The 12,631-nt window shown below is 68.6% G+C and carries 8 protein-coding genes; all 8 read left to right on the forward strand.

The window, feature by feature from the left end:
- The first annotated feature begins 23 nt into the window (after window positions 1-23).
- On the forward strand, window positions 24-770 hold the full coding sequence (locus ABLE38_RS16230) for an SIMPL domain-containing protein (RefSeq protein WP_348975285.1): 747 nt from the start codon (window positions 24-26) through the stop codon (window positions 768-770).
- Window positions 767-2,182 carry a coniferyl aldehyde dehydrogenase gene (locus ABLE38_RS16235; protein ID WP_348975286.1) on the forward strand — a complete coding sequence of 472 codons (1,416 nt, stop codon included), beginning with the start codon at window positions 767-769 and terminating at the stop codon, window positions 2,180-2,182. Before ABLE38_RS16230 ends, ABLE38_RS16235 begins: the two co-directional genes overlap by 4 nt.
- A complete protein-coding gene (locus tag ABLE38_RS16240) occupies window positions 2,179-2,412 on the forward strand; it encodes a hypothetical protein (protein ID WP_348975287.1) in 234 nt (77 codons plus the stop codon). Before ABLE38_RS16235 ends, ABLE38_RS16240 begins: the two co-directional genes overlap by 4 nt.
- A gap of 26 nt (window positions 2,413-2,438) precedes the next feature.
- On the forward strand, window positions 2,439-3,221 hold the full coding sequence (locus ABLE38_RS16245) for a hypothetical protein (protein ID WP_348975288.1): 783 nt from the start codon (window positions 2,439-2,441) through the stop codon (window positions 3,219-3,221).
- Between the two features lie 200 nt (window positions 3,222-3,421).
- Window positions 3,422-3,871, forward strand: coding sequence for a MarR family transcriptional regulator (locus ABLE38_RS16250; protein WP_348975289.1), 450 nt, complete (start codon window positions 3,422-3,424; stop codon window positions 3,869-3,871).
- Between the two features lie 78 nt (window positions 3,872-3,949).
- Window positions 3,950-5,983: a malate synthase G gene (locus ABLE38_RS16255; protein ID WP_348975290.1), complete on the forward strand. Its 2,034-nt coding sequence runs from the start codon at window positions 3,950-3,952 to the stop codon at window positions 5,981-5,983.
- Between the two features lie 110 nt (window positions 5,984-6,093).
- Window positions 6,094-8,394: a BamA/TamA family outer membrane protein gene (locus tag ABLE38_RS16260; RefSeq protein WP_348975291.1), complete on the forward strand. Its 2,301-nt coding sequence runs from the start codon at window positions 6,094-6,096 to the stop codon at window positions 8,392-8,394.
- Window positions 8,394-12,617: a translocation/assembly module TamB domain-containing protein gene (locus tag ABLE38_RS16265; protein ID WP_348975292.1), complete on the forward strand. Its 4,224-nt coding sequence runs from the start codon at window positions 8,394-8,396 to the stop codon at window positions 12,615-12,617. The genes ABLE38_RS16260 and ABLE38_RS16265 overlap by 1 nt, the downstream gene beginning before the upstream one ends.
- Window positions 12,618-12,631: the final 14 nt, after the last annotated feature.

Raw genomic sequence — 12,631 nt, forward strand, 5'->3', positions numbered from 1 at the left:
CGACAAAGCAGGAGGAGAGGGTGATGCGGAGCGTGATGCTGGGGGCGGGCGTGCTGTTGGGGGCGTGCCTTGGCGGCGGCGCAGCGGCGCAGGACCGGCCGCGGATCGACATCGGTGCGACCGGAATGGTCGAGGTGCCGCCCGAAGTCGCGACGATCTCCTACATGGTGCGCGGTGAGGGCCAGACCCCAGACGACGCCACCCGCGCGCTCAACAGCCGCAAGCAGGCGATCGAGACGATGCTGGCGGGGCTGCGCGGCACCAAGGTCGAGCTGCACACCGACAATATGCGCGTGCGCGAAGTGCGCGGCCCGGAATGCCGGTCGCCCGAGATGACCCAGTCGCGCAGCGCGACCGGCCTTTGCGCGGTGCAGAGCTATATCACCGAGCTCCGCGTGGTGATCCGGGTTTCGCCGCCGGCGAGCGCGGGGACGATCACCGGCGCGATCGCGCAGGCGGGAGGCAGCGAGGTGACGCTGGGCGGCTTCGACTTGATCGATCGGGCGGAAGCGCGGCGCAAGGCGGTGGCGATGGCGCTCGCCAATGCCAAGGCGCAGGCCGAGGTGATTGCAAGCGCATCGGGCGCGAAGCTGGGGCCGATCCTGCGCGTCGTCGATGGCGACCAGCAGCGCTATTCACTGGCGTCGAGCGACATCGGGGCGATGCCGAGCGTGTCCGGCTCGGTCTCCGCGCCGGTGGCGGTGAAGCTCGCACCCGACACGGTGAAGGTCTATGCGCAGCTGACGGTCAGCTACGAGATCGTGCGATGACCATGCGCGAACTGCTCGATGCCCAGCGGGCTGCCTTCATGGCCGAGCTGCCGGTCTCGCTCGAGGCGCGGCGCGACCGGCTGAAGCGCGCGATCGCGATGGTCTCGGACAATGCCGGGCGGCTGTGCGACGCGCTGAGCGAGGATTTCGGGCATCGCAGCCGCGAGCAATCGATGATCACCGATGTCGCTGCCTCGGTGGGGCCGCTGCATCATGCGCTCAAGCATCTCAAGGCCTGGTCGAAGCCGGCACGCAAGCCGGTGATGTTCCCGCTCGGGCTGCTCGGCGGGCGCGGCTCGATCGAATATCAGCCCAAAGGCGTGGTGGGGATCATCGCGCCGTGGAACTTCCCGGTGCAGCTGGTGATGAGCCCGCTTTCGGGCGTGTTCGCCGCGGGCAACCGGGCGATGGTGAAGACCAGCGAATATACGCCGGCGGTGGCGGCGCTGATGGCGGATCTGGCGGCGGGCTATTTCGATCCCACCGAGCTGACCTTCGTCAGCGGCGGGCCGGACGTGGGCAAGGCCTTTGCCGAGCTGCCCTTCGACCATCTGCTCTTCACCGGGGCGACCGGGATCGCGAAGCACATCCTGCACGCGGCGGCGGACAATCTGGTGCCGGTCACGCTCGAGCTGGGCGGCAAGTCGCCGGTGGTGGTGGGGCGATCGGCCGATGTCGCGCAGGCGACCGAACGCGTGGCACTCGGCAAGATGCTCAACGCCGGGCAGATCTGCCTGGCGCCCGACTACATGCTGGTGCCCGAGGAAAAGGAAGGCGCGGTGGTCGATGGGCTCGTCGCCGCGGCATCGCGCATGTATCCGACGCTGCTTTCCAACCCCGATTATACCGCGGTGATCAACGACCGGCATTATGCGCGGCTGACCGACTGGATCGAGGATGCGCGGGCCAAGGGTGCCGAGGTGATCGCGGTCAATCCGGCAAACGAGGATTTCACCAGCTCGAACAGCCGCAAGCTGCCGCTCCACATCATCCGCAACCCGACCGACGACATGATGGTGATGCAGGAGGAGATCTTCGGACCCGTGCTGCCGGTGCGCAGCTATCGCGGCGGGATCGAGGAGGCGATCGGCGAGGTCAACCGGCGCGACCGGCCGCTGGCGCTTTATTATTTCGGGCAGGACAAGGCGGAGAAGCGCGCGGTGCTCGACCGGACGATCTCGGGGCGCGCGACGGTGAACGACGTGATCTTCCATGTCAGCCAGGAGGAGCTGCCGTTCGGCGGCATCGGGCCGTCGGGCATGGGCGCCTATCATGGCGAGATCGGTTTCCGCACCTTCAGCCATGCCAAGGCGGTCTATAGCCAGCCGAAGATCGACGTGGCCAAGCTCGCGGGGATGAAGCCGCCCTATGGCAAGGCGACCCAGGCGACGATCAGGCGGCAGATGAAATGACCCAGTGGCTGGTGGCACTTGGCGTCGTCTTGCTGTCGTTCGCAGCGATGCCGTGGATCGTGCGCTGGGCGAAGAGCGCGGGCGGCAAGGGCAAGATGGGCGGCATCGCGATGGGGCTCGGGCTGGTCTTCGCGATCCTGTTCGATCCCGCAAAGCGCGAGGCGATCGAGAATATCGAGGACCAGAAGGCGCGGCGCGAGGAAGCCGGACAGGGAGAGAAGCTCGAGTGAGGCCGTTCTGGCGAAAGCGCCCGCGATTGGAACTGATACCTTTCGCCGATCAGAAGCCGCACAGCTTCAACGAATTGCTGTGCGACGGCGTGGCGGCGCGCAACCTCGGCTCCTTCGCGGCGCTGCTTGCGCTCCACGCGCAGCTGCAGGCGGAACACCCCGAGATGCGCGTGCTCGCGTCGCTCGATGACCGGGGGCAGGCCGAATATACCTCGGCGCATACGAGCGAGACGAACGATCTCGACAATGTCGAGGGCCATGACCTCTCGGCGCTGACACCCGAGGCTTTCGAAAATGGCGTGCATCGCGGGTATCTGAGCACGCCTGCGGAGTTCCCGATCCGCCTTGCCAATCTGCGCGCGCGGGCGGTGCCGGTCGAGGAGGTGCGGGGATGCCTGGCCTGGGCGACCGACGGGGACCGCAACGACCCGCTCGTGGTCAATCGCGATCCCGACGCCAAGCTCCGCATCGACATGGAAAAGGAAGTGCTGTTCCAGTTCGTACCCGTTGCGGCGGCGGCGGACGCGCTTGCCGCATTTCCCAACGCCTATTTCACCTCCGACCTCGATCCGTTCGAGACGCACGCGCTGGCGCGGCACATGGAGGCCGAATATGGCCTGGCGCTGTTCGGCGTAGGCGCGGCCTATCTCGGGTTCCGGCGGGCGGACCCGTTCGATGCGGCGACGGCGCAGCGGCTGGCGGAGGATATCGGCACCTTCTACGCGCATGCGCAAGGGCATGCAGTGGCTGCGCTCGCGGCGCTGCTGACCGGCCGGGACTGGCTGCTCTTGCGCTACACCGAGAGCTGAGCGATTCGATTGGCGCAAAAAAAGGCCGCCCCGAAGGACGGCCGTGAAAGTCTTAGGAGAGGATGCCTGAAAGGCCCGATCTTTGTGCATCGCAGCGGATCATATCGCAAGTGCGTAATGTTACCGGTAGCAGTGCAAAAAATGCAACTGTCCAGCGTTGTCAGTTGCGCGCGACAAAATACGATAAATAGGTTCACCATATGACCGCACTGACCCTCGACGATTTCCTGCCCTATCGCCTGTCGATCGCGTCGAACGCGGTGTCCGATGCGGTAGCGAGCGCCTATCGCGCGCTGTTCGGGCTCAAGATCCCCGAATGGCGGCTGGTGACGATCCTCGCCGAGGGTGGGGCGATGAGCCAGCAGGCGCTGTGCGGACGGACGCGGATGGACAAGGTGACCGTCAGCCGTGCCGCGATCGCGCTTTCCGAGCGCGGGCTGATCAGCCGGGCGAGCAACCCGGGCGACCAGCGCTCGCACCTGCTGGCGCTGAGCAAGGCGGGCTGGGAACTGTACGAGGAGATCGCGCCCAAGGCGATCGAGCTCGAGCGGCAGGTGTTCGCCGGCTTCACCCGCGAGGAGCGGCTGCAGCTGCGCCAGATGCTCGATCGGATCGAGGCGGCGGTCGAGGCGCTTGAGGAGAAGCCTTGATCCGGGGCACGGCTATCGCCTAAGCGGGGCATGCCCTCCCCAGGCGACGCTGCAGTATCGTGCCCAGGAGGATTTTTCATGACCGTCATTCGTTCCGGCCTGTCCGTCGCCGAGCCGCTCGCGCGCTTTGTCGAGACGCAGGTGCTGCCGGGGCTCGACATCGCGGCGGAGGGCTGGTGGGCCGGCGTGGCGGAGATCTTCGCGCGGTTCGCGCCGGAGAATCGCGCGCTGCTGGCGACTCGCGATGCGCTGCAGGCGATGATCGACGTCAATCCGGAGCTGTCGGGCGACGAGGCGTTCCTGCGCGAGATCGGCTATCTGGTCGACGCGCCGGCGCCCTTTGCGATCGGCACGCAGAATGTCGATGCCGAGATCGCGACGATGGCCGGGCCGCAGCTGGTGGTTCCGGCGCTCAACGCCCGCTTCGTGCTCAATGCGGCGAACGCGCGCTGGGGCAGCCTGTATGACGCGCTCTACGGGACGGACGCGCTGCCCGGGGCGGCGACGCCGGGCGGCTATGATGCGGAGCGCGGGGCGCAGGTGATCGCCTATGCCAAGGCGTTCCTCGACCAGGCGGTGCCGCTGGCAAGCGGAAGCTGGGCCGATCTTTCGGGCGAGCCGGTGCTGGCCGATCCGGGCCAGCAGATCGCACCCTGGCTGTTCCGGCATAACAGCCTGCATATCGAGGTCGTGATCGACCGCGATCATCCGATCGGCCGCGATGACCCCGCCGGCATCGCCGATGTCGTGCTGGAGAGCGCGCTGACCGCGATCGTCGATCTCGAGGACTCGGTCGCCGCGGTCGATGCCGAGGACAAGGTCGTCGCCTATGCCAATTGGCTCGGGCTGATGCGGGGCGACCTGGAGGAAAGCTTCGACAAGGGCGGCAGGGCGCTGACCCGGCGGCTCAACCCCGATCGCGGCGGGCTGCCGGGCCGCTCGCTGCTGTTCGTCCGCAATGTCGGGCATCTGATGACGACGCCGGCGCTGCACCTCGCCGATGGCCGCGAGGCGCCCGAGGGCGTGCTCGACGCGATCCTGACCAGCACGATCGCGCTCTACGACATTCGCGGGCTGGGCAAATATCGCAACAGCCGGGCGGGCTCGATCTACATCGTGAAGCCCAAGATGCACGGGCCCGAGGAATGCGCCTTCACCGACCGGCTGTTCGATGCGGTCGAGGACCTGCTGGTGCTGCCGCGCCACACGATCAAGGTCGGCGTGATGGACGAGGAGCGGCGCACCTCGGCCAATCTCGCGGCGTGCATCCACGCGGTGAAGGACCGCATCGTCTTCATCAACACCGGCTTCCTCGACCGTACCGGCGACGAGATCCACACCAGCATGCGCGCCGGGCCGATGGTGCCCAAGGGCGAGATGAAGGGCGCCGCCTGGATCAAGGCCTATGAGGACCGCAACGTCCGCATCGGCCTGGCCTGCGGGCTCTCGGGCAAGGCGCAGATCGGCAAGGGCATGTGGGCGGCGCCCGACCGGATGGCCGACATGCTCGAGCAGAAGATCGCGCACCCCCTGTCGGGCGCGAACACCGCCTGGGTGCCGAGCCCGACCGCGGCGACGCTGCACGCGCTCCATTATCACCAGGTCGACGTGTTCGAACGCCGCCGCGCGATCGCCGAGGAGGCCATTCCCGGCCTGGCGCCGCTGCTCAGCGTGCCGCTGGCGATCGGGCGCAACTGGGCGGCCGAGGAGGTGGCGCAGGAGCTCGACAACAATGCCCAGGGCATGCTCGGCTATGTCGTGCGCTGGATCGACCAGGGCGTCGGCTGCTCCAAGGTGCCCGACATTCACGATGTCGGCCTGATGGAGGATCGCGCGACGCTGCGCATCTCCTCGCAGCACATGGCGAACTGGCTGCTCCACCGGGTAGCGAGCGCGGAGGATGTCGACGCGGCGCTGACCCGGATGGCGGCGAAGGTCGATGCGCAGAATGCCGGCGATCCGCTTTACCGGCCGATGGCGGGGAATGCGGATACGAGCCTGGCCTTCCAGGCGGCGCGCGCGCTGGTTTTCGAGGGGCTGGAGCAGCCCAACGGCTATACCGAGCCACTTCTCCACAGATTTCGCGCTGAAGCGAAGGCCGTAGCACGCTGAAATCCCAGCCCTTTCGCAAATAGCGGGACCCAAAGTCCTTTTGGGTCGTTACGCATGCGAGAGGGCCGGGCTAGGAACACGGCTCGAAAGGGAGCCAGTTGCGTAAAGGGGTGAAGCGGATTTGGCTGGCGGCGCTCGCCGGCACGGCATTCGTGCCGGGCATTGCGCATGCCCAGATTTCAGACCCCAAGCCCGGGCAGGGCGCGCCCACGTCCGGCCTCGCGCCGGCCCCTTCCGCCACGCCGACGCCCACCCCGATGCCCGACAGCAGCGTCGTCGTGGCGCCCGCGCCGGTGGACGAGAGCCCGATCGTGCCCGACGCCCAGTTCGAGGCGGCGATGCCGAAGATCGAGGGCGACATCAACGCGCCGCTCGAAGCCTTGCCCAAGCCGACCGGCGGCACCCCGCCGCCGGTGCCGACCACCCAGGGCCAGGCCACCCAGCAGGTCCAGCAACAGGCGGAGGAGACCTTCGCCGCCGCGCCCGCCGAGGATGCCGAGTTCGCCAGGCCGCTGCCGCCGCTCGCCGATTTCAAGGTCGAGCCGGCGGTCGAAGACAAGGTGGCCGACAAGAAGGCCGTGACGATCCGCTACACCACGGCGGAGGAGGGGCTCTCCGCCGTCGGGCTCGACGACCTATTCGAGGATCTCTCGGCGCTGAAGAATGGCGGCGGGCGCGCGGCGAACGCAGCGATGGTCGCGGCGCGGGCGCGCGAGGACGAGAAGCTGGCGATCCGCCTGCTCAGCTCGCGCGGCTATTATGACGCGACCGCACTCTCGACGATCGACCAGGAGCCCGGCAACACCGGCCGGGTGAAGGCGACGGTGAGCGTGACGCCGGGGCCGCTCTACCGGCTGGGCGACGTGAAGGTGGACAGCGAGCCGACGATGCCCACCGGCCTGCTGCTGCGCGAGCTCAACCTCAACCCCGGCGACCCGATCGAGGCCGAGCGCATCCAGGGCGCCGAGGCCAATGTGGCGCTGCGGCTGCCGCAACAGGGCTATCCCTTCATCAAGGTCGGGCAGCGCGACATCCTGCTCGATGAGGAAACGCATATCGGCGACTATACGCTGCCGATCGATCTCGGCCCGCGCGCGGTGTTCGGCGATGTGCGCACCGAGCTCGGCTCGGTGAACATGGCCGGGCGCGGCGACGGCAATGCGCGCAATTCGGCCCGCAATGCGCAGAACGGCGAACGCCGCCAGCGCCGCCAGCGGCGACCGCGCGCGCTCGCCTTTGACGCCGATCACATCCGCGTGCTGCGCCGCTACAAGCCGGGCGAGCTCTACGACGTGCGCGCCGTGGACGACCTGCGCGCGGCGATGATCGCGACCAGCCTGTTCTCCACCGTCTCGGTCGAGCCGGTGCGCACCGGCCAGCCCGGGCCGGACGGCACCGAAGTGGTCGACCTGCTGGTGCGGCAGAACCCGGGGCCCGCCCGCACGCTCGCCGCCGAGATCGGCTATTCGACCGGCGAGGGCATCCGCCTGACCGGCAGCTGGACGCACCGCAACCTGTTCCCGCCCGAAGGCGCGCTGATCGTCTCGGGCGTGATCGGCACGCAGGAACAGGGGCTGACCACGACCTTCCGCCGCTCCAATGCCGGGCAGCGCGACCGCACCTTCCAGGTCAGCGCGGCGGCGAACCACAAGGATTACGACGCCTACGAGGCCTATACCGGCACGCTGGCGGTGCGCTGGTCGCGCGATTCGACCCCGCTGTGGCAGAAGCGCTGGACCTATTTCTATGGCGCCGAGCTGATCGGCACCAATGAGGACCGCTGGAACTACAATACCAACCAGCGCGATCGCGGCACCTGGCTGATCGGCGCGCTGCCGCTGTTCCTTGGCTATGACACGTCGGACAACCTGCTCAATCCGACCCGCGGCTTCCGGATCAAGGCCAATGCCAGCCCCGAGGCGTCGGTGCGCGGGGCGACGCGGCCCTATGGGCGCTTCATGCTCGAGGGCACCTATTACCAGCCGCTCACCAACAAGATCGTGCTCGCCGCGCGGGCGCGGGCCGGATCGATCGTGGGCATCGCGCGCGACGACCTGCCACCCTCGCGGCGCTATTATGCCGGCGGCGGCGGATCGGTGCGCGGCTTCGGCTATCAGGAGCTCGGCCCGCATTCGCCCGACGGCAAGCCGGTGGGCGGGCGTAGCCTCAACGAATTCGCGCTCGAGGCGCGCTATCGCTTCGGCAATTACGGGATCGTGCCGTTCATCGATGCCGGCCAGGTCTATGAGGGCATCTACCCGACCGGGCAGAACATGCGCTTCGGCGCGGGCATCGGCGGGCGGCTCTACACCAATTTCGGCCCGATCCGCGTGGACGTGGCGACGCCGATCCACCGCAAGCCGAACGAGTCCAAGATCGCGCTCTACATCTCGATCGGGCAGGCCTTTTGATGGCCGAGGACGCGCCCGAAGCCGTGGCCGAGCAGCCCGAAGTCGTCGTGGTTCGCCGGCCGCTGTGGCGGCGCGCGGCGAAATGGGCGGGGATCACGCTCGCCGGGCTCTCGCTGGCGGTGACCGCGCTGCTGTTCGGAGTCGATACCCAGCCGGGGCGCCGCTTCGTCGCCGATCGGATCGCGGCGCTGACGCTGGGATCGGGGCTCAATTTCCGGATCGGGCGGATCGACGGGTCGATCTATGGCGCGATGATCCTGCGCGACGTGCAGGTGCGCGACACCAAGGGCGTGTTCGCCACCTCGCGCGAGATCCGGCTGGACTGGCGGCCCTTCGCCTATCTCAAGAACCGCATCGACGTGCGCAGCGCCACCAGCCCCGAAGTGAAGCTGCTTCGCCTGCCGGCGCTCAAGCCCTCGGGCGATCCCAACGCGCCGCTGCTGCCGGACCTCAACATCGATGTCGGGCATCTCGACGTGGCGCGGATCGACATCGCCAGGGAAGTCGATGGCCGCGCGCGCTATCTCGGCCGGCTGGCGGGCAAGGCGCATCTGGCCGACGGGCGGGCGCAGCTGGTGCTCGACGGCGGCACGCTGAGCGCGCCGGGCGTGGCGGGCGGCGACAGGCTCGCGCTCCGGCTCGACGCTACGCCGGACAAGAACCTGCTCGACATCGACCTCAAGCTCGCCGCACCCGCCAAGGGACTGGTGACCGGGCTGGCGGGGCTCGACGCACCGCTGACGCTGGCGGTGGCCGGCAAGGGCGATTGGGCGCGCTGGCAGGGCAAGGCGCTCGGCACGCTGGGCGGGGCGGAGCTCGCCAATCTCGACCTGGTCGCGACCAACGGCCGCTTCCAGCTGCGCGGGCCGCTGCATCCGGGGCTGTGGCTCAAGGGTCCGGTCGAGCGGCTGGCCGCGCCGCAGCTCGCGCTCGACCTCGACGCCAAATGGGCGGACCGTATGGCAGACGGCACGCTCAAGCTGCGCTCCGATGCGCTGTCGGTCGAGGCGACGGGCAAGGTCGATCTCGGGCACAACCAGTTCCATGACCTGAAGGTCGATGCGATGCTGCTCAAGGCCGGATCGATCGCGCCGAACCTGGTCGGGCGATCGGTGCGCGCCTCGCTGGCGCTGGACGGCGCGTTCAACCGGCCGGTGGTCGACTACAAGCTGTCCGCCGCCGCGCTCGGCTTCGGCGAGACGGTGGCCGAGAAGCTCTATGCCGAGGGGCGGGCGCGGGTGGATGCCGATCGCATCCTGGTGCCGGTGCGCGCGCGGGCGGCGCGGGTCTCCGGGCTGAACGCCGCTGCCGGAGGCCTGGTGACCAATCTCACCGTCAACGGCGACCTGGCGATTTCGGGGCAGCAGATCCTCTCGGACAATCTGCGCCTGCGCTCGGACAAGATCGACGCGACCGCGATCATTGCCGCCGATATCGGCACCGGCCGCTATACCGGCGCGCTCAAGGGGCGGGTGAACGACTATCAGATCGACGGTGTCGGCGTGGTCGACCTCAAGACCGATGCGCAGCTCTACGCCGCGCGCGGTGGCGGCTGGGGGATCAAGGGGCATATCGCAGGCACTTCGCGCAGGATCTTCAGCGACGGCGTACGTCAGTTCCTGGGCGGCAATGCGGTTGCCTCGGCGCGGCTGGTGCTCGATCCCAAGGGCGTGATCAGCATCAGCGACGTGCGGATGAAGGCGCCGCAGTTCCGCGTGCTGCGCGGCTCCGGGCGCTATGATCCGGCGGGGCCGATCCTGATCAACGCCGATGCGGTCTCCGACAAATACGGCCCGCTCACCGCGCGGGTGACGGGGACGCTCAACGCACCGGTGGTGCTGCTCAAGGCGGCCAAGCCGGGGCTGGGGATCGGGCTCGCCAATCTCGAGGCGCAGGTGCGCGGGCGCGGCAATGCCTGGGCGGTGCTGGCCAAGGGCGACACCGATTACGGCCCGTTCAACGCCGATGTGCTGGTGCGCACCGGCAACCGGCTGGCGATCGACATCAATAGCGGGCGTTTCGCCGGCATGGATATCACCGGCAAGCTCGCGCAGACCGCCGCCGGGCCGTTCGAGGGCGAGCTGGCGTTCAACGGATCGGGCGTGGTCGGCAAGGCGGCGCTGTCGGCGCAGGGCAAGCTCCAGCGCGCGGACGTGCATGCGACGGCCTCGAACGCCAAGATCCCCGGCCAGGCCGGGCTGACGATCGGCCGGGCGCTGATCGACGGCAGCGTCGTGCTGGCCGACACGCCGGAGGTCACCGGCGACGTGCAAGTGGCGAACCTGCGCCAGGGCAAGTTCGTGCTCAAGACCGCGCGGGCCAAGATCGCCTATGCCGGCGGCAGCGGCACCGCGCAGGTCTTCGCCAATGGCTCGACCGGCGTGCCGTTCGAGGTCGCCGCCAACGCCCGGCTGACGCCGAGCGAATGGCTGGTCGCGCTGCAGGGGCAGGGCAGCGGGGTGAAGTTCCACACCGCCGATCCGGCGCGCATCGCGATCCGCGACGGCGTCTATCACCTGCTGCCGAGCAAGGTCGATTTCGACCGCGGCAGCGCGCGGCTGGCGGGCAGCTATGGCAAGGGGCTGGTGCTGCAGACGCGGCTCGACAGCCTCGACCTGGCGCTTGTCAACGCGTTCGTCCCGGATCTCGGCATCGGCGGCTCGGCGAGCGGCAGCCTCGATTTCGCCCAGACCTCGCCCAGCGCCTTCCCGAGCGCCGATGCGCGGCTGGAGGTCAAGGACTTCACCCGGGCGAGCCTTTCGACCGTGTCGACCGCGGTGGACATCAGCTTCGTCGGCAAGCTTCTGCCCAATGGCGGCGACGCGCGTGCGCTGATCCGTCGCGGGAGCACGACGATCGGGCGGGTGGTGGCGACGCTGAGCCCGCTCGGGCCGGAGGCGGGGCCGTGGACCGAGCGCATGCTCGCCGCGCCGCTCTCGGGCGGCGTCCGCTACAACGGGCCTGCGGCGGTGCCCTTCTCGCTGGCCGGGCTCTCGGGCCAGCAGCTCGACGGGCCGATCGGCATCGCGGCGGACTTCTCGGGCAAGGTCGCGCAGCCGCGCCTCGCCGGCGTCGTGCGCGCGAGCAACCTCCATTACGAGAACGAGAATTTCGGCACGCGGCTGACGGCGGTGCAGATCGACGGCACCTTCTCGAACGACGAGTTCCTGCTCAATTCGCTCTCCGCCAAGGCCGGCGACGGCACGGTGAAGGCGCAGGGCAAGGTCAGCCTGTCTTCCGCGAACGGCTATCCGATCGCGATCACCGCCGATTTCGCCAATGCCCGGCTGGCGCGCAGCGACGCGCTGGGCGCGACCGCGACGGGCAGGATCACGATCACCAAGAACCCCCAGGTCTCGAAGATCGAGGGGCGGCTGACCATTCCCGAGGCGCATTACCAGATCATCCGCCAGGGCGCCGCCGAGGTGCCCGAGCTGACCGGCGTGCGGCGCAAGAGCCCGACGGGGGAGGTCGAGGAGCCGAGCAAGGTGATCGCGCGGGCGTTCGGCGACTTCGACCTCAATCTACGCATCGATGCCGACAACCGGCTGTTCGTCAGCGGCATGGGGCTCGAATCGGAGTGGCGCGCCACGGTGCGGGTGGGCGGAACGACGCTGGCGCCCGATGTGCGCGGCAACCTCGACATCGTGCGCGGCACCTACAGCTTCGCCAGCCGGCGCTTCACGATCAGCCGCGGCACGATCCGCTTCCAGGGGGCGCAGATCAGCAACCCGACGGTGGATATCGAGGGTACCACCACCGCGGAGGGCGTCACTGCGATCCTCAACGTGTCGGGCACCGCGCAGCAGCCCCAGATCGCGTTCACCTCCTCGCCGAGCCTTCCGCAGGAAGAAGTGCTGTCTCGCCTGTTTTTCGGCACGAATGTGACCAATTTGACCGCAACAGAGGCCATTCAGCTCGCCGCCGCCCTCCAGTCCCTGAGCAGTTCAGGGGGCGGGCTCAATCCGCTTGGGCAGCTCAAGTCGGCGACCGGCATCGACCGGCTGCGCATCCTCGGTGCCGACGATGTCAGCGGGCGCGGCACCGCGCTGGCGGCGGGCAAGTACATCACCGACAATATCTATGTGGAGATCATCACCGATGCGCGTGGCTTCACCGCCACGCAGCTGGAGATCTCGCTGAGCCGCACGCTGAGCCTGCTCTCCTCGGCCGGCACCTTCGGCGGATCGAGCGCCAGCCTCAAATATTCCAGGGATTATTGAGCCCGGGCGTTTTC

The organism is Sphingomonas sp. KR3-1 (assembly GCF_040049295.1).
GTDB lineage: Bacteria > Pseudomonadota > Alphaproteobacteria > Sphingomonadales > Sphingomonadaceae > Sphingomonas.